Source organism: Actinomycetota bacterium (assembly GCA_030776625.1).
Taxonomy (GTDB): domain Bacteria; phylum Actinomycetota; class CADDZG01; order CADDZG01; family WHSQ01; genus MB1-2.
This window is the reverse complement of the sequence record JALYHL010000001.1, coordinates 376,606-400,378: the sequence shown is the minus strand read 5'-3', so window position 1 is coordinate 400,378 and position 23,773 is coordinate 376,606. Positions and strand designations below refer to the sequence as shown.

Sequence of the window (23,773 nt, the reverse complement as noted above, 5' to 3'; positions counted from 1 at the left end):
GTTGTCTTTTCGGTCCCATCGTGCGCCGGATGTTCGATCACGCGCATAGGTTGTCGTTTCGATGCAAGCCCTCCCCGTCCACCGCATAACGATGCCCACGCCGTACGCGGTGGGGCCGGTCAACTGCTACCTGATCGAGGCCGAGCCGCTGACGCTGGTGGATGCGGGCATCAACACTCCGGAGGCGCAGCGCGAGTTGGTGGTGGGCCTGGAGCGACAGGGAAGGTCGCCGGAGGACATCGAACGCATCCTCATCACACACGCGCACCCGGACCACTACGGCCTCGTGAGCTTCCTGCAAGATCGCTCCGGCGCCACCGTTTACTTCCCGAAGCGCGAGATCGCGCGGGTGCGCGACAAGCAGATGCTGTTCGAGGTCGGACGGCTTCTGCTGGAGGCCGGTATGCCGCTCGAGCTCTTGTTCAAGATGGACCAGCAGCGCAAAGCGGGGCCGAAGCCGGGCATCCATCACGACGAGGTGGTGCCTATCGACGAGGGCGATCGGTTCTCGTTCTCGGCCCCCTCGGGCGACTTCGAGCTCACCACCTTGCACATGCCGGGGCACACGGGCGGGCACGTCGTGTTCCACGAACCTGAGACCGCGACGCTGTTCGCGGGCGATCAGCTGCTGCCGGAGGTGTCGCCGAACCCGCTGCTCGAGCCGTCGCTCGACGAGCCCGGCGAGAGACGACGGTCCTTGAAGGAATACCTCGGCTCGCTGGAGCGGATGGATGGACTCGACCTCGAGCTCGCTTACCCCGGGCACGGCCACCCCGTCTCCGAGCCCGGCGAGCTGATCCGCAGTACGGTTGAGCATCACCTCAAGCGCAAGGCAGAGGTGGCGGGCCATCTGGGGCGCGAGCCGAAGACCGTCTACGCGATCGCGACCGAGATCTATCCCGATGTGAGCGGCTACGACGTGTTTTTGTCGGTATCCGAGGTCGTGGCTCACCTGGACCTGGTCGTAGAGGACGGCGACGCGCTCGTGGGAACCGTCGAGGGAGTCACCGTCTACCGCTCGGCCCCGGCGTGATTTGGTACCGTTGCTTGCTATAGCAAGCACTCTCTTCCAGAGATCCCAGGAGGTCCTACGCCTTGAACATCGCGGTGTGCGTGAAACACATCCCGGACCCGAACGTCCCCCCGGAGCTGGACGGCAAGTACCTGAAGCGCGAGGGCGTTCAGGGCGTTCTGGACCCCGGCGACGAGTTCGGCGTAGAGGCGGCGCTGCAGCTGAAGGAGGCGCACGGCGGCGAGGTCACTCTCGTCTCGATGGGCCCGGTGGCGGCGCAGGAGGCGATCCGGCGCGGGCTCTCGATGGGCGCCGACAAGGGCGTCCTGGTGACCGATGACCAGCTGAAGGGCGCAGACGCGCTGGTGACGGCGCGGGTAGTTGCCGCGGCGGTCCGCAAGTCGGGTGACTTCGACCTCGTTATCGCAGGTGTCGAGTCGACCGACGGCTACACCGGGACGATGCCCGCGACTCTGGCCGAGCTGCTGGGCCTTCCCCAGGTCACGTTCGCGAAGACGATCGACGTCGCCGACGGAACCCTCAGGGTGAACCGTCAGACCGCAGAGGGCTATCACGTCGTCGAGTGCCCGCTCCCGGCGCTCTTGACCGTGACGGCGGGCGTCAACGAGCCTCGCTACGCCTCGTTCAAGGGGATCATGGCCGCCAAGAAGAAGCCGGTGGAGAACTGGTCGGTGGCCGACCTGGGTCTGTCCAGCGACGACGTGGCGGTCAAGCAGGACGTCGCCGACACGACTCCGGCCGAGGAGCGCAAGGCGGGCGAGGTCATTACCGACGACGGCACCGCGGCCAAGCGGATCGCCGACTTCTTGCAGGAAGCGAAGGTGATCTAAATGCCCACGATCTGGGTTTATGCAGAGATCGACAACGGCAAGCTCGATCCGGCCGCGCTGGAGCTCGTGACAAAGGCGCGCCAGCTGGGAGACGTGGAGGCCGTCGCGCTGGGGCCCGGTGCTACGGAGGCGGCGAACACTCTGGGCGAATACGGAGCCGAGATCGTCTACGCGAGCGACGACCAGGTCTACGCGGACTACGTGGCGCAGCCTCACGTGCACGCGCTGACCGAGCTGATCGGTGAGAACGCCCCCGACATGCTGTTGTTCGCGATGAACTACGACTCACGTGACATCGCGGGGAGGCTGTCTGCGCGCCTCGGCTCGACGTTGATGAGCAACGTGTTGGAGATCGAGTCGGTGGACCGCGCCAAGACGGCGATCATCGGTGGGGCCGTGATCGTCGACGTCGAGCTGCAGGGCTCGCCGAAGATCCTGCTCGCGCGGGCGAAGTCGTTCGTGGCCGAGTCCGTGGGCGGTGAAGCTACCGTCGTTCCGGTCGAGGTCAACATCCCCGAGGAAGCCAAGAAGGCAAAGCGCGTGGAGCGCCACGAGGAAGCCGCGAGCGGCCCGAAGCTGGAGGACGCTCCGGTCGTGCTTTCGGGGGGCCGCGGCCTCGGCGAGCCGGGGAACTTCAAGAACCTCGAGGAGCTGGCTTCGGCGATCGGCAATGCCGCCGTGGGCGCGACGCGCGCGGTGGTCGACGCGGGATGGGTCCCTTACTCGTACCAGATCGGCCAGACCGGCAAAACCGTGAAGCCGAGCGTGTACATCGCCTTCGGGATCAGCGGCGCGACGCAGCACATCGTCGGGATGAAGGGTGCCAAGCGCATCATCGCCATCAACAAGGACGAAGAGGCGCCGATCTTCCAGATCTCGGACCTCGGCGTCGTGGGCGACGCGCTGAAGATCATCCCGGCGCTGATCGAAGAGGTTAAGTCCCGCAAGGGCTGATCCCAGTGGCTTCCTTCGGCGACAAGATCAGGGGCTTCTTCAGCAAGCGGTCCAATCCGGCTCTCGCAGAGCTGGAGGTGTTCGCGGCCGAGCGCAAAGGCGTCGAGGGCTACATCGAACCGCGCACGGCCACGAACCCGACGACGTTGCTGCTCGTTGACCGGGACGGCGACCACCTGCGCGCACCGGTCAAGGAGCCCGAGGACGCCGCCGCGTTCTGCTCGAAGCTGTCGATCCCGGTCTACGACGCGCAGGTCATCGGATATCCCAAGCGGATGAAGGACTTCGATAAGAGACGCCGCTCGGGCGAGATCGTGTCCCTCGACGAAGACATCGCCGAGCTGGAGAAGCGTCTCGCACAAGAGCACCCGGACACGCCCGACAACTGATGAGCCGGGCTCCCGTGATGGTGCCCCAGAACCGAGTTCACCGCACGTTTAGCAGCACCCTGCCGCCGTAGGCTGCACCAGATGCAGGCTCAGGATGATGACGAGCCGTCGCCAGCGCGAGCCCGCGGCCAAAGCATCGCGTTGGTCATAGCAGGCCTTGCCCTCGTAGGTTTCATCCTCGCATTCGGGTTCTTTCTCGTGATCCGTTCCCTCTTCGACGCAGTGGACCCAGTGAACGAGATGCGCTCGAGCCTCGACGAGTTTCCGGTGCCTGCGGGGTTCGTCCTGGTCGAGGAGCGGTCGGATGGCGGGAACCTGGGTTTCTGGGGGGACCGCCCCGACGTGACAAGGTTCTTCGAGGGTCGAGACTCCACCGGCCGAACCTGCGAAACCCTTAGGAACTCGGTGGCTTCGTGGAGGCTCGCCGCGTCGACCATCGCGTTCGGAAGCAGGCCGTCAGCGGAGGGACCCGTCTGCACGATCTCGGGAACGAAGGATCTGGGCGACGGCTCCGCAAGAGTTCACGTGTTGGTGTGGGAAGCACAAGCGTTCAGGTCCGTCGACTCTGTGGAAGCGCGGCCGCCCGTAGATCAAGATGCCGTCGCGGTCATCGAGATCGACATGACCCGGTGACCTCCGAGGGCCGGGGACGGTGCCGCCAGGCCGTCGATAAGGGCACCCTTTAGGCCCGGCGCGGCGACGGCGCGGGCGAGATGGCCTCCCGGCCGCCCCGTATCCTGGGGTTATGCATTATCTGGATCACGCCGCCACCACGCCTGTTCTGCCCGAGGTAACCGACCTGGTGGTCAAGGTCCTCCGGGAGGACTTCGGCAACCCGTCTTCCGTGCACGGCTTCGGTCGACGCGCCAAGGAGCTGGTCGAGGACGCCCGCGAGCAGGTGGCCGCTTCCGTCGGGGCCCGGCCGGACGAGATCGTCTTCACCGGTGGAGGGACGGAGGCGGACAACCTGGCCCTGAAGGGGGCCGCGGCGAAGCTACGGGGCAACGGCAACCACGTCGTCGTCAGCGCCTTCGAGCATCACGCCGTCCTCGACGCTGCGCACTGGCTCGAGGGCCAAGCCTTCGAGGTCTCTCTCGCCCCCGTGGGGCGGGACGGACTGGTCGATCCCGGGGCGGTGGCTGAGCTGGTTCGGCCCGCCACGATCCTGGTTTCCGTGATGGCCGTCAACAACGAGGTGGGCACGATCCAGCCGATCGCCGAGGTCACGGCTGCGGTCCGCGCCGCCAATCCCAACGCGTTGATCCATACAGATGCGGTTCAGGCGCTGGGCAACATGCCCGTCGACCTGCATCGCTGGGGCGTGGACCTCGCCGCCTTCGCGGCCCACAAGATCGGAGGCCCGAAGGGCGTGGGCGCCTTGTTCGTACGTTCCGGTGTGGCCGTCGAAGCGACCGTCCACGGCGGCGGCCAAGAGCGCGGCCTGCGTTCCGGGACGTTGAACGTGGCGGGCATCGCGGGCTTCGGTCTGGCCGCGCAGACCGCGGCCAAGGAAGTAGACGAGAAGTCGGAGCGGGTGGGCGCGCTGCGCGACCGTTTGTTGGCCGGTCTCCGCTCTCAGATCCCCGACCTGACGGTCAACGGCAGTGTGGACGCGCGCGTGCCCGGGACGGTGAACGTCTCGATCCCCGGCACCGAGGGCGAAACGTTGTTGCTGTTGTTGGATCAGGCCGGGATCGCGTGCTCATCTGGCTCGGCTTGTGCGTCGGGAGCCGTCGATCCCTCGCATGTCCTCATGGCGATGGGGGTCCCCAAGAAGCTCGCGCTGGGAAGCTTGCGATTCTCTCTGGGACGTCCCTCGACCGACGACGATGTCGATGCCGTCTTGGAGGTCCTGCCCGGGATCGTTCAGCAAGCTCGGAGAGCTGCGTGACGAAGAAGAAGGCAGTCGTGGCCATGTCCGGCGGCGTGGACTCCTCCGTGGCCGCCGCGTTGCTGGTCGAGCGGGGCTACGACGTGACCGGGATCATGCTCAAGCTGTGGCGCGGCGAGGCGGCCAACAACAACTCCGGTTGCTGCAACCTCGGCGCAGCCGAAGATGCTCGTCGCGTCGCCGACGTCCTGGGGATCCCCTTCTACGTCCTGAACTTCGCGGAGCACTTCGAGGACACGGTCGTGCGGAACTTCCACGACGACTACGCGCAGGGGCGTACCCCGAACCCGTGCGTGAGGTGCAACCAGTGGGTGAAGTTCGGTGCGCTCCTGGAGCGGGGTCGCGCCCTCGGCGCCGACGTCCTCGCGACCGGTCACTACGCCCGCATCCGCTGGGGCGCGGACGGCTTTCAGCTCCTGCGGGGTGTCGATCCCGCGAAGGATCAGTCGTACGTCCTGTGGATGCTGGGTCAGAAGGAGCTGGCGCACACATCGTTCCCCGTCGGCGAGCTCACCAAGAGCGAGACGCGCCGCATCGCCGAAGATCTCGGACTGCGGACCGCGAACAAGCCGGATTCCCAAGAGATCTGCTTCGTGAGAGACGGCGACCTCGGCGCCTATATGGAGGCCAACGTGGCCACCGCTTCATTGCCGGGTCCGGTCGTGGACGCGGCTGGGAACGAGGTCGGGCGGCACCGCGGGATCGCCCGGTACACGGTCGGGCAGCGGAAGGGCCTCGGCGTGGCCCTCGGGGTGCCGGTGTTCGTGACCGCCATCGACGCGTCGACCAACACGCTCCACGTCGGCGGCACTGAGCAGCTGGAGGTCTCGTCCTTCACGACCACCGAAAGCAGCTTCGCCGCCGCGGCCCCCGCGCCCGGGGCTGCGATATTGGTCCAGCACCGCGCCCATGGCGACGTCAACCCGGGCCGCATCGCGGCGGCGAGCGACGGCGTTGTACACGTGGAATACGACCGGCCGGTGCGCGCCCTGGCCCGTGGACAGTCGGCCGCGTTCTACTCGGCCGCGGAGCCAGACGTGTTGCTCGGGGGAGGCGTCATCGCGATGACGGTTCCCGCACGCGCTACGGCCTGACGTGGCCGACCGCGAGACGCTCAACGAGGAGTTCGAGCGTGCGGCCAAAGGGTTCGCGGCGCGGACTGCGGGCCGCTTCGACAGCATGCGCGTTGTCGAGTTCGCCCGGGTCGATCCGCAGGACACCGTGGTCGAGGTCGGAGCCGGGACGGGAAACTTCCTGTCTCTGTTCGAGGGGCACGTGGCGCGGCTCGTGGCGCTCGATCTGACCGAGGGGATGTTGCGCGAGGGGGCCGCGCGTTACCCGTGGCTGGATTCCATCGTGGGCGACGGGCTCCGCTTGCCCTTCCGCAGCGCTTCGGTTGACATCGTCGCCTCCGCGCAAGCGCTCCATCACGTCTTCGAGCCCCTCGGGTTCGTCAAGGAGATGAGGAGGGTGTGCGCGCCCGACGGGAAGGTCTTGATCGTGGACCAAGCCGCGACCGAGAGCTACGAGCAGATCGCCTTCATGAACCAGCTGGAGGTCATCCGCGACCCGTCGCACGCGATGTCCCGGCCCCCATCCGCGTTCCGCGCCATCGTTATGGCAGCCGGTCTCGAGATCGTCGACGAGAGGTTGCACGAAGAACAGAGCCGGTTCTCGAAGTGGATGTGGCCCGGCGAGTTTCCTCAGGAGCGCATCGACGCGACCCGCGACTTCGTCGAGAGGTTCGGAGGTGAGACGGGAATGAACTTCGATCGCGACGGCGACGACTGGGTCTTCACACGGCGCCGGATCATGCTGCTCGCGAAGCGCGGCGGCTAGACAGCGGCTCCCGCGCCGCGTCGTAGGTCTTCCACCCAGGCGCGTCGGCTTTCCGGATGCCCCAACGCCTCGTATATCGCCTCGGCCTCGCCGAGGTCGCCGTCGAAGTAGACGCCTCCCATTCTCGCGATCGAGATGCCATGGGAAGGCCGCTCGACGACCTCGATCGAATCACCCGGCTGCACGTCGCCCTCCGCCACGATCCTCATGTATGCGCCGAACCTGCGGGCCGCGGCGAAGGTCTTCACGAAGCCGGGGATCCCCATCCGCGCGCGCAAGGTCGAACACGGGATGCGTGGATCGGTCACCTCCAGCACGACGTCACCGATCCTCCAGCGCTCGCCGATCAGGCACCCGGTGACATCGAGTCCCTCGGTGGTGAGGTTGTCCCCGAACGTGCCCGGTGGCAGCTCCCGCTCGAGCTGCTCCTCCCACCAGCGGTAGTCCTCGAGCGCGTACGCGTACACGGCTTTGTCGGCGCCACCGTGGTGTCTCTTGTCCACCTGCACGTCGTCGCCGACGGTGACGCCAGCGACGCGCACGGGTCCCTTCTGTGGCTCCTTGAAGATCCCCGTGACCCGCGTGCGCTTGCCCATCTGAACCGGCCGAGGCCGCCCGACGTTCACCGACACCAGCCTGCCGACCTTGCCCATCCCTTCAAGCTACCGCCCAGGGCGCTGTTTGCACGAGATGTCCGGAACGTGCAGATGGGCTGGTACCTGGTGCGGGTACCCGAGGCTGGTCGTGCCGGTTCCGCCCGCTGGCGCCGTAACCGCACACCTGTTCCCTCGTTTCGCACGCCTGTAGCTCGAGAGCCGCGCTCGATCAGCCACGTACACGAGGTCCCTCAGGCGGACCGAACGGAAGGAGTCGACATGAGACCAGGGTTTGCAAACACGGGCGGCGTCTGTGCGGAGCGCAAGGGCCGACGCAGCGTCAAGGTTCGTCGCATAAATATCACCGTCGCGTCGCTTCTGGCTCTGGCCTTGCTGATCCCCGCCGGTTCGGCGGCGGCCAACGAGACGCCAGAGCCGTTCCACGTCGGCACTCTCAGCCGCGGCGGGAGCTTGTTCTGGGACGGTGGTTACGTCCGCGAGGCGCGATACCTGCCACTGTCGACGCTGTACTTCTTTGAGCGAACCACCGTGCCTGATCGCCCTGGTGTCAGCGACCAATGCGCGACCGGCATTTCGCCCTGCTGGCTTTACTCATTCGACATCACCGAAGCCGCTGACGAATACCAGCTCCAGGTAGCTCTGGAGTCCTCTTCGAAGGAGGATTGCTACGCGCTCGAGCTGATTGATCCCGCTGGTACACAACGCCGGTTCCCCTTTGGATGTCCTCTGGTTACGGGTGGGTATCCAACAAGTGAGACGTTCAATATCGAGGCGTTCATAAAAAGCCCCGTTGTCGGACGCTGGCAGGCGAAGGTCATTCCGGCCGACACGGTCGACTGGGCGTTCCGCATGCGCGCCACCCTCGAGCCATTACACACTGACGAGCCATCGCTCCTCGCACCCAACCTGACACCGTGGCTGCCCTACGAGTTCGGCTTTGCCGCGCCGGCGAGCCCGAGATACGGAACGATCCGCGGAAACGTCGGCGGAAGCTCGGTCCGGCCGATCTCTTGCACCGTCGAGGAGAATGCGCGCCGCTGTCTGCGGTTCTCGTCGGGCGTGCACAACACCGGCGACGGCCCCCTTTATATCGACTTTCTCGAGGATGGATCCGCGGTTCAGCGCACCTACTATTCAGATGCGTATTCGGATCCGACAGAATCTCCCGACGGCGACTACTCCGACAACCTCTACGAAGAGTCACCCGCCGGTAGCGGTGAATCTCACCCCGCCCACGGCCATCGCCACATAGCCGACTTCTTCCTTTTCGAGCTATTCAAGGTGACAGACGCATCACCCGCCCCGCCGTATGACCCATCTGGGAACAGACTGATCCAGCTGGGCACCGGTGCCAAACATGGCGTTTGCACGTACGAATACGGGATCGGCGAATGGGATCACTTCAACCAGGACCCGTACCGGACGATCAAGAGACAGGTCGGCGGCGATTGCGACGACGATCTATCTCTCGACAAAGGTTGGGGGGACCTATACCCGTGGGACGTGCCCGATCAGTACGTCGACTACGCTTCGGTGGCAGAAGCAGACGGCAGTATGGCGCCGGGCTTCTACCTCCTCCGCATCACCGTCGATCCCAACGGTCACATCGTCGAGACGAACGATGGCGACAACACTGGTTATGCCCTCATCAAGGTGATCGAAGGGGATGTGCTAACGGGAGATCGGATCGTCATCTGTGAACGCGGTTTCGGGGCGAGTCCGTGGGACCCGCACAGCGAGAGCAAGACCGAGCCGTTCTGGTGGACGATCCAGCAGACCAGCCAGGCTCCTGCCAGCGCCGAATGTCCAACACCGACCACCGGCGAGGCGGGGCCGCCAGAATAGCAATCCTCCGGTTTCGTACCGTCGCAGACCTTGCCTGTATGCCCGGCGGCGGGATCGCCGCCGGGCGGCGGGACCCCCTTTGGACGCTGAGACGCGTCATAGGGCGGAGACGTCTCGTAACTGGCTGGGAAGATAGCTCCGTGACCAAGACAGAGGCGCAGCGGCGCGCGGCCGAGCTGCGCGACGCGATTGACCACCACTCGTACCGCTACCACGTGCTGGACGATCCCGAGATCGCGGACGCCGAATACGACGCGCTGGTAGGCCAGCTCATCGAGATCGAGGCCCAGTTCCCCGACCTCGTCACGCCCGATTCGCCGACGCAGCGGGTGGGTGCTCCACCCTCGGATCTGTTCGCGCCGGTCCGTCACCGCAGCCCGATGATGTCTCTGGACAACTGCTTCTCGCTCGACGAGCTCCAGGCGTGGGGCCGGCGGGTGGAGCGCGGCATCGGCGACCCCGACGGCTTCATCGTCGAGCTGAAGATGGACGGCGTCGCCTGCAACCTGATCTACGAGGACGGCGTGTTCGTGAAGGGCGCCACCCGGGGCGACGGTCGGACCGGCGAGGACATCACCGCGAACCTGAAGACGGTCCGGGCGGTTCCCCTGAAACTCCGCGGCACTCCTCCGAAGGTCCTGGAGGTGCGGGGCGAGGTTTACATGCGCACCGACGATTTCGAGAAGCTCAACAGCGCGCTGGGGGAGCGAGACCTAAAGACCTTCGCCAACCCGCGCAACGCGGCCGCGGGCTCGCTGCGGCAGAAGGACCCCAAGGTCACCGCCGAACGCAACCTGTCTTTGATCTGCCACGGCGTCGGGTACGTCGAGGGATTGCGGCTGACCGCCCACTCCAAAGCGCTGGAGATGGTGCGGGAGTGGGGGCTTAGGACGAATCCCGAGAACCGCCGGGTGGCGGACCTCGACGCCGTCTACGACTTCTGCCGGAACTGGGAGAAGCATCGACACGACGTTCCATACGAGATCGACGGCGTGGTCGTGAAGGTGGACTCCATCGCTCAGCAAGAGGAGCTGGGGTGGACCGCCAAAGCACCGCGCTGGGCCATCGCCTACAAGTTCCCGCCCGAGGAGCGGACGACGTTGTTGAAGGACATCAAGGTGCACGTCGGCGCCACGGGGGCGGCGACGCCGTGGGCGCAACTGGAGCCGGTCTTCGTCGGCGGGGTCACGGTCTCGACTGCGACGCTGCACAACGAGGACGAGGTGGCGCGCAAGGACGTCCGGATCGGTGACACGGTCATCGTGCGCCGCGCCGGGGACGTCATCCCCGAGGTCGTCGGGCCCGTGACCGCGACCCGCACCGGCAAGGAGCGCAAGTTCAAGATGCCCACGAACTGCCCGTCCTGCGGTGCCGAGATCGTCCGGCCCGAGGGCGAGGCCGTGGCGCGCTGCATGAACTCCGACTGCCCCTCGCAACGGCTAGAGCGGCTCTTCCGCTTCGCCTCGCGCGGCGCGATGGACATCGAGGGGCTCGGTTACAAGACCTTGATGGAGTTCATCCAGCGCGGGTGGCTTAGAGACGTCGGCGACATCTACTCGCTCGACCCCGCGGAGATTCTGAATCTGGAGAACTGGGGCGAGATCTCGGTCAACAACCTGATGTCTGCGATCGAGAAGTCGAAGACCCGCCCGCTGGGTAACCTGCTGTTCGGCCTGACGATCCCGCACGTCGGCGGCACCGTCGCCCGCGACCTCGCGGGGGAGGTTGGCTCGGTAGGCCGCCTGGCGCAGATGACGCAAGCCGAGCTCGAAGCCATAGAGGGGATAGGGCCTGTGGTCGCCGCGTCGGTCGCGCGTTTCTTCGCCGAGCCCCGCAATCAGGAGGTCATTGAGAAGCTGCGGCGAGCCGGTGTCGACCCGAGGGAGGCGCCGAAGAAGAAAGAGGGCCCGCTGCTGGGCAAGAGCTTCGTCATCACGGGAACGCTGGCGGACTTCACCCGCGACGAAGCCCAGAAGGCGATCGAGGAGCGAGGCGGAAAGGTCACGTCCAGCGTCTCGAAGAAGACCGATTACGTCGTCGTCGGTGACAACCCCGGCGCATCGAAGTACGACAAGGCCGTAGCCCTCAAGGTCCCTCTTCTAGACGAGGCCGCCTTCAAAAAGCTGTTGGCGTAGCCCTCGGCTCTCCAGGCAAGTAGGTTGCACCGATGGCCTCAGAGAGATGGCTCCGCGACAAGACCGAGCAAGCCTTCGGGTTCGTAGAGGACCTTCTGTATGTTCTGGTGGCTCTGGCTCTTTCGCTGGCGGGTATCGCCCTCTTCGGTTACGCCGTGTACGAGTTCGTCGACAAGATCAAGAGTGAGGAGCTGTCCAGCATCATCCTGAGTCTTCTCGACGGTCTGCTCTTGGTCTTCATCATCACGGAGATCATCCATACGATCCGTGTCGTGATTGACGAGAAGATCCTGGTCAGTGAGCCGTTCTTGGTCGTGGGCATCGTCGCTGCGATCCGGCGCCTGGTCGTAGTGAGCGCCGAGGCGAAGGACCTCTTCGGCAAGCCGGACTTCGGGGACGCCATGCTCGAGATCGGCGTACTGACGGGGACCGTGCTGGCACTCGGCGCCACGATCTTCATGCTGCGCCACACCGAACATTCCGAGCCTCGACCCACGCACGAGCCCGGGTAGGCCTGCACCCGCGAAGCGATCGCATCTGAAAGCAGAAGAGCCCCCGGGTCCTCCGGGGGCTCTTCTTTATTTCGGCTCTGCACCGTCCGTACTTCGTCGGTTGACGCCCGGTGGACCAGACCGGAACGAACGATGTCGGTGAACCGGTTGGGATTCTGGCCAGTGGCCTGTTGCAGGTGGTCAGAACCCAGTACTACGAAAGGCTTAGGCCACTAGCAGCCGGTCACCTCGTGAGGTCCGTCGAAACTAGGTAACAGTTTGGACCACCTCCTTTCTCACGTAGGAGAAATGAAAGCACATCCGCGACCCCTGTGCGCGCCACTTCGTGAGAACTTTCTGCAACTTTTTTGGTCGGTTTGGTGGGCGACCTATAGACTCCGTCGGCGGCTTGACCGGACCCGGTGGAGCCCGCTCGAGCCGGTCGCTTGAACCGGCATAGCTAAGACGACTACGGGAGGTATATGCGCATGCCATCTCTGGATGGAAGGGTGGCGATCGTGACCGGGGCGGGGCGCGGGATCGGCCGCGAGCACGCGCTGGCGCTGGCGAACGCCGGCGCGAAGATCGTCGTGAACGATCTCGGCGGATCCACCGCGGGAGAGGGTTCCGATCAGACGCCGGCGCAGCAGGTGGCCGACGAGATCAAGGGCCGCGGCGGTGAGGCGACCGCCAACTACGACAACGTCGCGGACTTCGAGGGCGCCGGCAGGATGATCGCGCAAGCCGTCAGCGACTTCGGGCGACTGGACATCCTCGTCAACAACGCCGGCATCCTACGGGACCGCATGCTGGTGTCGATGACAGAAGACGAGTGGGATGCCGTGATCACCGTGCACCTGAAGGGTCACTTCGCTCCGACGCACCACGCAGCGAACTACTGGCGGCAGCAGTCGAAGGCGGGGGAGACTGTGAACGCGCGCGTCATCAACACGTCCAGCCCGTCGGGGGTCTTCGGCAATGTCGGTCAGACCAACTACGGATCGGCCAAGGCGGGGATCGCGGCGTTCACGGTGATCGCGGCGCAGGAGCTGGCCCGCTACGGCGTCACCGTGAACTGCCTCGCGCCGAACGCGCGGACGCGGATGACCGAGAACATCTTCGGCGCGCTTCCGGCCCCCGCGCCGGGTGAGTACGACCCGCTCGACCCCGCGAACATCTCTCCCGTGGTCGTCGCGCTCTGCACCGATGAAGCCAAGGACATCACCGGCCAGTGCTTCTTCATCTACGGAAGCACCGTGAATGTCCTCAAGCCGTGGAACGTCGGGACCTTCATCCAGCAGGGGGACAACATGTGGGATCCCGATCAGCTGGCGGCTCAGCTGAAGCAAGCGTTCCCGAACGGCATTGCTCCGGTCGGGATGATGGAGATGCTGGGACGCGCCGCGGGACAGGCCGGCTAGGTGGATCGGAAGGGGCACTGATGACCGAGGACACGATCGAGTTCGACCTCCCGGTCGAGGCAGAGCACGTGAAGCGTTTCGCGGCGGCGGTCGGCGACGAGGCCAATCCGATCTACGCCGATCCCCAGGCAGCTCTCGAGCTGGGGTTCCCCGGCCCGGTTGCGCCACCCACCTTCGGGGTGACGCAGATCTTCCAGGTCCCTCGCGAGGAGCGAGAATCCAAGCTCGGTGCGAACCTGGACTACGGCCGCGTCCTGCACGGCGAGCAGGAGTTCGTGATCAAGCGCCTGCCGCTCGTGGGCGAGACCTTGAAGGGGCGGATGCGCATCTCGAAAGACTTCGAGAAAGAGGGGAAACGCGGCGGCACGATGCGCTTCGTCACCTACGAGACGGTCTTCACCGACGCCGACGGCGACGAGGTCATGACCGCGTACTACACGCTTCTGCAAACGGCAAAGGATGTCGGATGAGCGAGAACAGGATCGATACGAACCGGATCTTCCCCGTGCGCCTGACGCGCGACGGCGTCATGCCCGGCATGGAGTTCGAAGAGGTCGTGTTCGGCCCGCTTACCCGCGACGACTTCGTCCGGTACGCCGACGCGTCGGGCGACGACAACCCGATCCACCAGGACGAGGAGTACGCGCGCAGCCAGGGCGCACCCACCGTCTTCGCCATGGGCATGTTGAACGCGGGCTTCCTCGCGACCGCGCTTGGACACTGGGTCGGCGGCCCGCAGAACATCCGTCGTTACAAGACTCGGTTCACGAACCGGGTGTGGGCAGGTGACGAGCTCGCCTGTACCGGCCGTGTCGTTTCGATCGAGGACGACGGCCTCGTGAGGATCGCCCTAGAGGCGCGGCGTCGCGGCGCCGGACCCGAGGGGTTGAACCTGGACAACGAGCAGACGGCGATCGTCGGCGAGGCCGACGTCGAGCTACCCGCCGAGTAGAGGAGGAACGACCAGATGCCGCTGAACACCGCTCTTGTCGGCAAGACCTACGACCCGCAGACGTTCCCGGTTACCGCGGAGGCCATCGAGAAGTACGCGCGGGCGACGAACGACCTGAACGAGCGTTACCTGGCGGGGGACGATTCGGTGGCGTCGCCGATCTTCCCGATCGTCCCCGCGTTCCAGTTCCTGATGCAGGCCGCGATGGATCCCGAGCTTCAAGCGGATCTGATGCGGCTCGTGCACGGCGAGGAGGAGCACGTCCTCCACGGGCCGATCCGCCCAGGCGACACGTTGACGGTCCACCCCGTGATCGAGTCGATCGAGCAGAAGGACACGGGCGAGACCTTCACGGTGAAGATCGACGTCACGAACCAGAACGACGAGAAGGTGGCGGAGGTCAGGGCGACGTCGTTCATCCGCGGCTCCGGCGGCGGGGGCAAGAAGCCCTCCACCGGTGGCCCCACCGCTGCCGAGCACACCGCCGTGTTCCAGGACTCGGTAAAGGTCGACGAGGATCAGACATTCCGCTACGCGGAAGCGTCGGGCGATCAGAACCCGATCCACCAAGACGAGGCCTTCGCCAAGATGGCGGGTCTTCCCGGGATCATCCTGCACGGGATGTGCACGATGGCGATGGCGACCAAGGGCGCGGTCGATGGTCTCGCAGCGGGCGACCCGACGCGGGTGAGGCGGGTGTCGGTCAGGTTCTCGAAGCCGGTTCTCCCCGGCCAGGAGCTGACGACGAAGTTCTGGGAGCTATCCGGCGGCGGAGACACGAAGACCTACGGGTTCGAGACCTACAATCCCGATGGTGAGGCCGTGATCAAGAACGGGCAGGTCGAGATCGCGTAGCTAGGAAGCATCTCTTCTCGAGCAATGTTTCCCGGCACCGAAGCGTCTAACTGATCGGCTCCACCCGTTTTGGTCGCGGAATGTCCCGAAATCCGGGACGAAACACGACCAAAGTGGGGGACGCTGGAGGTCACGGACGATCGAGCCGAGGGGAAAGATGCGGTCCACGCGGGCGAGGTCTGGCTACATCACGCTGGCGACCTTCCTCGTGGTCATCGTCGGCGTTGAGGCGGGCGCAAGGCTGCTGGCGCCGAGCCTTCCGATCGATCCGGGGAAGTGGCCCCGGATAGAGATCGCCCAGAAGCTCAACCAGATCCGCCACTACGCGAACGAGGGCCAGCAGGTCGACGTCGTCTTCGCGGGCAGCTCCATGATGGCCGGGGGCGTGGATGCGGTCGCGTTCACGGAGGCATCGGGGGCCAGCAGCTACAACGCCGCTTTCGCCGGGCCCTCGATGCGGACGGTGACGCCGTGGGTCGTCGACATCGTTCAGCCTCTGTTGTCGCCGGAGGTGGTGGTCGTCGGGATCCAGAGCCGGGAGCTCAGCGACAACGGGCCGAAGAACCTCGTGATGTACGAGAAGTTCGTCGCGTCGCCCGGATACAAGCAGGCGACCGGCAGCATCGTGAGCCGCCTCGAGGGCGAGCTCGAGAACCTCAGCTACTTCATGCGCTATCGCCGCGCCTTGAGAGAGCCGGGGCAGCTCTTCCAAGCCGACTCCGAGCAGTCGTTGGCGGAGGCGGCCACGCGCCAGGTGATCGGGCCGCGGGGGACGCGGCTAGAGGAGCCGCGGGAGTACCACAGGCCCCCGAAGCTGATCCGGGGCCTCTATGAGAAGACGCTCGTGGACTTCGCGGTGGGGGGGCCGGAGTATCAAGCGCTGGTGGACCTGGAGAGAGAGCTGAGCGCCCGCGGTGTCCGCTTGGTCCTGTTGAACATGCCGGTCACGGACGACTACTGGGAGGCCCACGAGGACGCTGTTTCCGACCGTCTCGCCTATCATGAAGCCCTCACCCGCTTCGTCTCCGAGACCGGCGTGACGCTGATCGACGCAGAGGGCGCGTTCGGGACGCCCGCCGCGTTCCGCGACCCGGTTCACCTGGACGTGGAGGGGCGTCGGTCGCTGGCGGTGGCGTTGGCGGATCGCTGGTGGGACATCATGGACGCGGACGGTGCTGCGTTCTTGGTGGCATGTGGGAGCGGAGCGGATCCCGAGTGCCGCGTAGAGCCGGACCCGGCGGGGCTGGCGGAGGCCGACTAAGCCCTAGGAGAGAACGAGCAATAGCCCGAGCGCGGTGACCGCAACGGCCGTGGCTACCTGAAGCGCCAGCGGAGACCGCGCCTCACCGCCGCGGCCTCGGTCGAAGCCCAGCCCCAGCAGCACGCCGCCGAGGAGGCCTCCGATGTGCGCGAAGTTGTCGATGTTGAGCCCCGGGAGAAACCCCAGGATCAGGTTGGCGATGACGAAGAAGCCCATCCCGCGCAGGTAACCCGCCATGAACTGGCTGCGCCGGCGGTTGAACAGGTAGACCACCAGCACGCCGACCACTCCGAAGATCGCGCCCGACGCGCCAACGCTGCCCACGTCCGGCGGGAAGGCGTAGGAGAAGGCGCTGCCCATGAAGCCCGCTATCAGGAACATGATGATGAAGCGGACCGTCCCGAAAGCTTGTTCCACGTTCGGCCCGTAGATGAACAAGATGTACATGTTCAAGAAGAGGTGGAGCGGCCCGCCGTGCACCAGCATCGGCGTCAACAGGCGCCACCACTCGCCGGTCGAGACGAGCGACGGGCTTAGCGCGAGCGTCTGGACCACCTCTCTGCCAACCAGGATCTGCAGCAGGTAGACGAAGACGTCGATCCCGATGATCGTCATCACCGCCGGTGCCGTCGCCTGCATGGTCGAACGGATCTTCGGCGCGGTCCGGCGGGCGTCCGCGACGCACTCGGGGCAGTGCTGTCCGACGGAAGCGGGGATCGCGCAGCGTCCGCAGATCGGTCGCTCGCAGCGGGAGCACCGCAGCCTCGTCGGCTCTTTGGGATGGCCGTAGCAGTAGAGCTGGTCGTCCTGTTCGGCGACCTGGGTGTCAGAGGTACTCATCCCGCAATCGTCGCACGGTGTTGGACCTATCTTTCCCGCATGAGGTTCCGAGTAGCGACCTTCAACGTGCACCATTGCCGCGGCTCGGACGGACGCGTCGATGTCGCCCGCGTCGCAGGTGTCATCGCGACGACGGAGGCCGACTTGGTGGCGCTCCAGGAGCTCGACCGCGGCATGGAACGGTCGGGCGGTATGGATCAACCGGCTGAACTCGCAACCTTGCTGCAGATGGAGGTGGCTTTCTTTCCCACGCTGCATAGGGATGGCGGCGAGTACGGGATCGGCATCGCGGCGCGGCCTGGTGCGTCGGACGCGGGTTTCCACGCTCTGCCGCAGGTAGGCGAAGAAGAGCCCAGGGGGGTGATCACCGCGATCTGGTCGGGTTTACACGTCGCGTGCGCTCACCTGGGCACGAAGCCCCGCGTTCTGAACGCGCAGGTCCCGGCTCTTGCAACGTTCGCGGCAGGCCTGTCCCCGCCCGCCGTCGTGCTGGGGGACCTGAACCGCACCGCCCGACATCTGACCCCTCTGCTCGTGGGAGGCTTCCGCGGCGCTTTCGGCCACGGCACGCTGCCGCGCAGGTTTCCGAAGCGCCAGATCGACCACATCCTGGTCTCGAGCGACATCGACATCGTGAGCTCCTGGACCCTTCGAACCAGAGCATCGGACCACCTCCCCCTGATAGCGGAGCTGGAGCTGACCGGCTCCGCCTGAAGCCGCCGGAGCTCTGCCGTTTTCCATCCAGAAGTTGGTTTGTTACTTCTGTGATTTCTGTTAGCTTCTGAGGTGCGGATAGCTGTACGAATGCCGAAGGGGCCGGGGAGGCTCGTGTGACGATGCGACCTATGAGATGGGGCCTGGTCGTCCTTGGCGTGGCGCTCGCGCTCTCGACGAGTTGCGGCCGAGGGGAGGAGGGAGACGCACCCCTGTTGGACGTCGGCGACGAGCAAGCTCGAGAGCAGGCGGCGGACGCGCTGGCCGCCCTCGACGCGCTCGAGGAGCAGATCGAGGAGCTGGAACAGCGGGTGGAGTCGCTCGAAGACGAGCGGGTCCGTACCTCGAAGAGGCTGGATCGTGCCACCGAGCGGCTCTGGAGCTCGCTCTCGAATCTCAGAGCCGCGGTCGCCGACGCCAAGGCGGCGGGGGACTCGGCCTCGTCCGATGTTGCTTCCGCGCTGGGTCAGGCGGACGCGGCGGCGCGGGCCATCGCCGTTCTGGACAACCGGTTCGAGTACCACCTGCGCCAACACGGCGGCAGTTGACGTTGACGAACCCTGAAGGGGGATGCCGATGAAGGTGATGCGGGATCTCGTCGGAGAGACGTTGTCGCAGCGGTACCGGCTCGTCGCTCGCGTGGCGGGCGGCGGGATGGGCGAGGTCTACCGGGGCCACGACCTGCTTCTAGACCGGTCGGTGGCGGTGAAGATCCTGCAACCTTCGCTCGCATCCGATCCAGAGCTCGTGGAGCGTTTCCGGGCCGAGGCCCGCGCCGCCGCGCGTCTCACGCACCCGAACATCGTCGGCGTCCACGACTGGGGCTGCGAAGGCGACCGCACCTATTACATGGTGATGGAGTACGTCTCCGGAACCGATCTGCGCGACATCCTCGTCGCGCGCGGCAACCTCGAGCCTCGCCAGGCGGTCGAGATCGTCGCCGGGGTGTGCGAGGCACTCCAGGTCGCGCACTCCAAAGGGTTGGTCCACAGGGACGTCAAGCCCGAGAACATCCTTCTCAACCGCGGCGGCGAGGTGAAGGTCGCGGACTTCGGGATCGCGATCGTCGCCGACGCGGACCGCACCGCGCCCGGCGGGATGATCCCGGGGACGCTTCGCTACCTGTCGCCCGAACAAGCACGCGGTGCGGAGGCCACGGCTGCGTCGGATCTCTGGGCCGCCGGTGCAGTGTTATCCGAGCTGCTCACGGGGCTCCCTCCCCTTCAGGGGGCGGGAGGGGACCTGCTGCAGCGACGCGCCCACGAGCCTCCGCGGCCGCCGTCGTCGTGGGACAAGGGCATCCCGCACGAGCTCGATGACATCGTGCTGCGCGCCTGTGCCGTCGATCCCGCGCAGCGCTTCGGAAGCGCGGCCGAGATGGCCGGCGCGCTGCGCCGCCTCGCCGTGTTCCGTCTGCCAGAGTCGCCCCCACTGGACAGCCTTCTGGACCAGGTCACCGGCGAGATCGCGGTGGTCGGCGACGACGACCTCGCCTCCTACGTTCACGACGGCCCCGCCCGGCGCAGCCGCCGCAAGACGCGGCTGAAGACGGTCTTCGCCGCCCTGTTGATCCTCCTGCTGCTCGCCGGGACGGCCGGAGCCGTCGGACGGTTCGTCATGCCACAGATGGTGACCGTGCCCGACGTCGAAGGCATGCGGAAGCAGGAGGCGGCACGCGTCCTGGAACAGCTGGAGCTGGAGCTTCTGGTCGTCGATCGGGAGCACGACCTGGAGGTCCCGAAGGGCTCGGTTCTCGAGCAATCTCCCGCGGCCCGAGACGAGCTAGAGGAGGGCTCCGGCGTCGAGGTAGTGATGTCTCTCGGGCCCCCGAAGGTGAAGCTCCCGGACGTTACGGGCATGGCGCTGGAAGAGGCCGAGGAGAAGCTGGTGGGTGCCGACCTCTTGCCCGGTCCGGTCACGAAGGAGTTCTCTCTGGAGGAAGAGGGAACGGTTCTGGAGCAGAGTCCTTCGGAGGGACGGCTGGTCGTCGGTTCCAAGGTGACGCTGGTCGTCAGCAGGGGGCCGAAGCCGCTGGAGATCCCCGACGTGACCGGGCTGCCCGGAGCGAAAGCCGCAGCCAGGGTGAAGGACGCAGGGTTCGAGCCCGTCCTGGTGGACGCGTATTCGGACAAGGTCGAGGAAGGCCTCGTGATCTCGACCTCTCCCGGCCCGGCGGAGATCGCGGACGAGGCCAGCAAGGTCGAGATCTACGTGTCGATAGGGCCGGAGTTCGAGCTGATCAAGATGCCCGACGTGCGCGGTATGAGCGCCACCGCGGCGAGGAACGAGCTCGAGAGCCAGGGGCTACGGGTGGTCGTGCGGCGGCCGTGCGGAGGGTCGTCGGCAACGGTCGTCGAGACCGACCCGACACCGGGCTCGAAGATCCGCGAGGGAAGCCAGGTAGCGCTCTTCCTCTGCTAGCCCCTTCTCTGCTAACTGGGCCACCTCCCAAGGGTTGTTCTGCGACATCGGAACCAGGGCGTAGCCTGGCCCGGGTGCCGGATCTCTGGCGGATAGTGCTGCTCCGCTAGAGGGATGGCGGGTCGCGGGGAGAATCCACGACCAAAGCTTCTCGCGGAGAACGGGGGACAACCGAATTGCGCCTTTCCCGGTCAGGACACCTGGCCCTGATCGGTCTCGTGCTGACCGCGTCCTATCTCCCGGCAAGCGCCGTGGGTGCGAGGACGCCGTGGGAGGCGACCGATCAAGTAGTACGCGGCGTAAGCAACGCGGGTCCCACATACGCGGGTGTCCGGGGCGCGTTCGTGCACTTCAAGGCGGGAACCCGACACCAACGCGACTTCCTGCGCCGCCGTGGCCTACGACCCGTAGTCGCTCTAACGAGCATCGACGTCGTCTACGCGGAGGGCACCAGCCGCGCTTTCAGCACGATCTCGCGCGACCCACGGGTGCTGCGCCTAGAGGCGAACAGACAGTTGCCCCTTCTCAACGAGAGCGCAACGGTTGCCACCCGTGTGCAAGAGCTTCGAACTCCCGAGGCCCCGTATCGCAGCCCCAGTGGCGGGCCGATCGACGGCAGCGGCGTGGGAGTGGCGGTGCTCGACACCGGGATCCTGGGGACGCACCCTGATCTAAGCACCAGGATGGCCAGGAACTACAAGATCGTGTGCGACGGTTGTCCGCTGATCGAAACACCAGTCACCGACACGACCTCAGGACACGGCACGCATGTAGCCGGCATCGTGGCCGGGACCGGCGCTCAATCGCAAGGTCGGTTTGCGGGTGCCGCGCCGGGGGTGTCGCTCTACGGCTACGGCGGAGGAGAGACGTTGTACATGCTCTGGGCCGCAGTTGCGTTCGATCACATCGTCCAGCATTACGACAACTTCGACCCGCGCATCCGGGTCGTGACGAACTCCTACGGCCGCCCCAGAGAGTTCGACCCCGACAGCACGATCTCGAGACTCGTCGGCGAGCTGGTTGATCGAGGTACGACCGTGGTTTGGGCCGCCGGCAACAGCGGAGGGAACGGCTCTGCCGACAGGTTGGTGTCTGATGCCAAGAATCCTCTGCCGGGCGTGATCTCTGTGGGCAACTACGACGATCTCGATTCCGGTTCTCGAGATGGCTTGATGTACTCGAGCTCGAGCCGAGGACGCGCGGGGTCACCTGAGACGTATCCGGACGTTGTCGCGCCGGGGACCCACATCACCTCTACTTGCATCCAAGAGATACAGCCGGTGTGCAACCTGGGCTTCGGAGTTACCACCGCCTACCACCCCTGGTACTCGACGATCCAGGGGACCTCGATGGCAGCACCGCACGTTGCGGGCATCGCCGCACTGCTATATCAAGCTCAGCCGGCCCTGACGCCGGCACAGGTCGAAGATCTGCTACAGGACGCTGCGCACAAGTTCGCCGACGGCGCTCCCTACGAACCCGATCCGCAGAACCCGGGAGGAACCGTTTCCTTCGACAAGGGGGCCGGGCTCGTCGACGCGGTTGCCGCCCTGGAGCTCCTGCAAGAGCGGAGTACTACGCAACCGCCGCGGAAAAAGAAGGGAAGACGACCCAGATCCCCACGGTGAGCGCGGAGGTGCCGGAGCGCCCAGGAGCGGCAGTGCGATCCTGAGCACGATCTTTCCGCAGCCGGAGACTCGCGGACTTCAGCAACGTGCGGATCGCGTCGACGCTCGTCTTCTCCTGCGGCGAAGTCATCGGTCAGGTGCGGACGCGGCCTCCTCGTCAAGACCTTCCTGGGCCGATGCAACGCCAGGAGCCGCCAGCTCGTCTGGCTAGTGATGGTGCAGGCGAAACCTGCTGCCGGTCGAACTATCGAGGTTTGGGTCAGCCAGCGAGAGAAGACATGAACAGGAAGGCGTCGACGCTAGGAGCGATCCTCGCGATGGTTCTGCTGGTTTCGGGATCAGCCGGTCCAGGTGCAGCTGCGGGCACCGCGCCGGTCCCCGTCTGTGTAGTAGAGGGCCAAGACGACAAGTGTGAGGAAACGGCGGCGGACGTAGCCGCGCAGCTCGAGCAGCGCGAGGTAGTCGCCACCAGCCCGGATGGTTCGATCGTGTTCGTCGCTGGCCGGCACTCCGAGGCAAACTATGAGATCGGTGCTTACGACGCGCGGACCGGAGAGAGCCGATGGGTCGGTCGGCACGGAACGTCGGGAGGGCTTCCGACCGACATCGAACCTCTGCCCGATGGTCGTCACGTCGTGGTGACAAGCATCAGTGCGCGGCAGCGTCCGAGGGAGGCCAATGTCGTGGCTTTCTCTGTGGCCACGGGAGCCGTCGTCTGGAAGAGTCGTTTGGGCACGGGAGGAACCGGCGACAAACCTCGGCAGGTGCTAGCGCGCGGGGACGGGAGGATCCTGTTCGTTGCGGGCGAGACCCCGGAGCCGACCGGATTTGACTCCGACGTCTTTCTGACCTCCTACCGAGCCGCGACAGGGGACCGGCTCGCCCGGCTCGTATACGACGGGCCTCGTGGCCTCCACGACCTGCTTCCCCGCATCGCCTTCTCGCACAGTGAGAGAACGCTCTTTGTCAAAGCTCTGGTGGACATCGACATTGATGACTCAGGAATCCGGACGGTCCTGCTCGCTGTGAACCCGGATCCTCGACGACCCAGCCTTCGCTGGGAGGCGGTGCTCCGGCGCACGGCTCCCGCAGGCCCGATCACCGATGTTGGAGAAACCGTCGCCGTCACGGGATACGGGGGCCGAGAGGGCGGTCGGCTGGCGACCGTTGCCTTCGACGTTTCCTCCGGTGAGCGTCTGTGGAAGACGTTCTATCCCGTCGCCGGTACTCCGAGGACGTTCGTTGTCGACGAGGAGCGGCGGGCCGTTCTCGTGGCGGGGCACAGTGAGGATGGCGAGAGCTCGTTCGCAGCCGCGTATCGCTGGCGCTCGGGGCGAGAACTCTGGACTGTCGAGGACGAGACCATCCTTGATGACATGGTCCTCGCGCCAGCCCGCAATGACCGGATCTACCTCTCTGGCACAGCCGAGCCTCCATGTGAGCTCGTGACCATCGCCCTCGATAAGCCTTCGCGCAGCAGACGGTGGATAGCGCGATACGAAAGCCCCGCGAGCGACCTGGGGTGCAACCGCGAGATCACCCTGGACGCCGCCGCTGAGCAAATATCCGTCCTCGCCGCTCCGGAGGAGCCGAGGGATGGGTACGTGAGCGCGATCACCTATCGAGATCCCTGAACTTCGTCGAGCCTCTTGTGTGA

General features: G+C 65.9%; 23 protein-coding genes. 21 read left to right on the top strand and 2 right to left on the bottom strand.

What is annotated here, in order from left to right; genetic code table 11:
• The first annotated feature begins 61 nt into the window (after window positions 1-61).
• The 8 genes from M3N53_01975 to M3N53_01940 all read left to right on the top strand — a co-directional run bounded on the left by M3N53_01975 (window position 62) and on the right by M3N53_01940 (window position 6,936).
• Entirely contained in the window at window positions 62-1,033 is a 972-nt protein-coding gene (locus tag M3N53_01975) for an MBL fold metallo-hydrolase (GenBank protein MDP9067100.1), read from the top strand.
• Between the two features lie 62 nt (window positions 1,034-1,095).
• Window positions 1,096-1,863, top strand: coding sequence for an electron transfer flavoprotein subunit beta/FixA family protein (locus M3N53_01970; protein ID MDP9067099.1), 768 nt, complete (start codon window positions 1,096-1,098; stop codon window positions 1,861-1,863).
• Complete coding sequence (locus M3N53_01965) at window positions 1,864-2,817, top strand: electron transfer flavoprotein subunit alpha/FixB family protein (protein ID MDP9067098.1); 954 nt, start codon at window positions 1,864-1,866, stop codon at window positions 2,815-2,817. It abuts the gene before it with no gap.
• Between the two features lie 5 nt (window positions 2,818-2,822).
• The gene (locus M3N53_01960) at window positions 2,823-3,206 is read left to right on the top strand and encodes an oxidoreductase (GenBank protein ID MDP9067097.1); all 384 of its coding nucleotides are present in this window, start codon (window positions 2,823-2,825) and stop codon (window positions 3,204-3,206) included.
• A gap of 81 nt (window positions 3,207-3,287) precedes the next feature.
• A complete protein-coding gene (locus tag M3N53_01955) occupies window positions 3,288-3,839 on the top strand; it encodes a hypothetical protein (protein ID MDP9067096.1) in 552 nt (183 codons plus the stop codon).
• 112 nt (window positions 3,840-3,951) lie between these two features.
• Window positions 3,952-5,097: a cysteine desulfurase gene (locus M3N53_01950; GenBank protein ID MDP9067095.1), complete on the top strand. Its 1,146-nt coding sequence runs from the start codon at window positions 3,952-3,954 to the stop codon at window positions 5,095-5,097.
• A 23-nt stretch (window positions 5,098-5,120) separates the two neighbouring features.
• Window positions 5,121-6,191, top strand: coding sequence for a tRNA 2-thiouridine(34) synthase MnmA (gene mnmA / locus M3N53_01945; GenBank protein ID MDP9067094.1), 1,071 nt, complete (start codon window positions 5,121-5,123; stop codon window positions 6,189-6,191).
• A gap of 1 nt (window position 6,192) precedes the next feature.
• Complete coding sequence (locus M3N53_01940) at window positions 6,193-6,936, top strand: class I SAM-dependent methyltransferase (GenBank protein ID MDP9067093.1); 744 nt, start codon at window positions 6,193-6,195, stop codon at window positions 6,934-6,936.
• Here M3N53_01940 and M3N53_01935 read toward each other — a convergent pair.
• A complete protein-coding gene (locus M3N53_01935) occupies window positions 6,933-7,589 on the bottom strand; it encodes an MOSC domain-containing protein (protein MDP9067092.1) in 657 nt (218 codons plus the stop codon). The genes M3N53_01940 and M3N53_01935 overlap by 4 nt on opposite strands.
• Before the next feature lie 222 nt (window positions 7,590-7,811).
• Here M3N53_01935 and M3N53_01930 point away from each other — a divergent pair, with 222 nt between their 5' ends.
• From M3N53_01930 to M3N53_01895, 8 genes are all read left to right on the top strand, one after another.
• Window positions 7,812-9,398, top strand: a complete 1,587-nt coding sequence (locus M3N53_01930; protein MDP9067091.1) for a hypothetical protein — start codon at window positions 7,812-7,814, stop codon at window positions 9,396-9,398.
• Between the two features lie 140 nt (window positions 9,399-9,538).
• A complete protein-coding gene (gene ligA, locus M3N53_01925) occupies window positions 9,539-11,533 on the top strand; it encodes an NAD-dependent DNA ligase LigA (GenBank protein MDP9067090.1) in 1,995 nt (664 codons plus the stop codon).
• Between the two features lie 32 nt (window positions 11,534-11,565).
• The gene (locus tag M3N53_01920) at window positions 11,566-12,045 is read left to right on the top strand and encodes a phosphate-starvation-inducible PsiE family protein (GenBank protein MDP9067089.1); all 480 of its coding nucleotides are present in this window, start codon (window positions 11,566-11,568) and stop codon (window positions 12,043-12,045) included.
• A 467-nt stretch (window positions 12,046-12,512) separates the two neighbouring features.
• Window positions 12,513-13,445, top strand: a complete 933-nt coding sequence (locus M3N53_01915) for an SDR family oxidoreductase (protein ID MDP9067088.1) — start codon at window positions 12,513-12,515, stop codon at window positions 13,443-13,445.
• A gap of 20 nt (window positions 13,446-13,465) precedes the next feature.
• Window positions 13,466-13,915, top strand: coding sequence for a MaoC family dehydratase N-terminal domain-containing protein (locus M3N53_01910; GenBank protein ID MDP9067087.1), 450 nt, complete (start codon window positions 13,466-13,468; stop codon window positions 13,913-13,915).
• Window positions 13,912-14,397 (top strand): MaoC family dehydratase N-terminal domain-containing protein, encoded by a 486-nt coding sequence (locus tag M3N53_01905; protein ID MDP9067086.1) that lies wholly within the window; start codon window positions 13,912-13,914, stop codon window positions 14,395-14,397. Before M3N53_01910 ends, M3N53_01905 begins: the two co-directional genes overlap by 4 nt.
• 15 nt (window positions 14,398-14,412) lie before the next feature.
• On the top strand, window positions 14,413-15,252 hold the full coding sequence (locus tag M3N53_01900; GenBank protein MDP9067085.1) for a MaoC family dehydratase N-terminal domain-containing protein: 840 nt from the start codon (window positions 14,413-14,415) through the stop codon (window positions 15,250-15,252).
• A gap of 157 nt (window positions 15,253-15,409) precedes the next feature.
• Complete coding sequence (locus M3N53_01895; GenBank protein ID MDP9067084.1) at window positions 15,410-16,513, top strand: hypothetical protein; 1,104 nt, start codon at window positions 15,410-15,412, stop codon at window positions 16,511-16,513.
• 3 nt (window positions 16,514-16,516) lie between these two features.
• Here the strand turns inward: M3N53_01895 and M3N53_01890 are convergent, their stop codons facing one another.
• Entirely contained in the window at window positions 16,517-17,353 is an 837-nt protein-coding gene (locus tag M3N53_01890) for a rhomboid family intramembrane serine protease (GenBank protein MDP9067083.1), read from the bottom strand.
• A 39-nt stretch (window positions 17,354-17,392) separates the two neighbouring features.
• Here M3N53_01890 and M3N53_01885 point away from each other — a divergent pair, with 39 nt between their 5' ends.
• From M3N53_01885 to M3N53_01865, 5 genes are all read left to right on the top strand, one after another.
• On the top strand, window positions 17,393-18,067 hold the full coding sequence (locus tag M3N53_01885) for an endonuclease/exonuclease/phosphatase family protein (protein ID MDP9067082.1): 675 nt from the start codon (window positions 17,393-17,395) through the stop codon (window positions 18,065-18,067).
• Between the two features lie 116 nt (window positions 18,068-18,183).
• Window positions 18,184-18,615 carry a hypothetical protein gene (locus M3N53_01880; protein MDP9067081.1) on the top strand — a complete coding sequence of 144 codons (432 nt, stop codon included), beginning with the start codon at window positions 18,184-18,186 and terminating at the stop codon, window positions 18,613-18,615.
• A 28-nt stretch (window positions 18,616-18,643) separates the two neighbouring features.
• Window positions 18,644-20,488 (top strand): Stk1 family PASTA domain-containing Ser/Thr kinase, encoded by a 1,845-nt coding sequence (pknB, locus tag M3N53_01875; protein ID MDP9067080.1) that lies wholly within the window; start codon window positions 18,644-18,646, stop codon window positions 20,486-20,488.
• A gap of 176 nt (window positions 20,489-20,664) precedes the next feature.
• Window positions 20,665-22,116: a S8 family serine peptidase gene (locus M3N53_01870; protein ID MDP9067079.1), complete on the top strand. Its 1,452-nt coding sequence runs from the start codon at window positions 20,665-20,667 to the stop codon at window positions 22,114-22,116.
• 278 nt (window positions 22,117-22,394) lie between these two features.
• Window positions 22,395-23,750, top strand: coding sequence for a PQQ-like beta-propeller repeat protein (locus M3N53_01865; GenBank protein ID MDP9067078.1), 1,356 nt, complete (start codon window positions 22,395-22,397; stop codon window positions 23,748-23,750).
• Window positions 23,751-23,773: the final 23 nt, after the last annotated feature.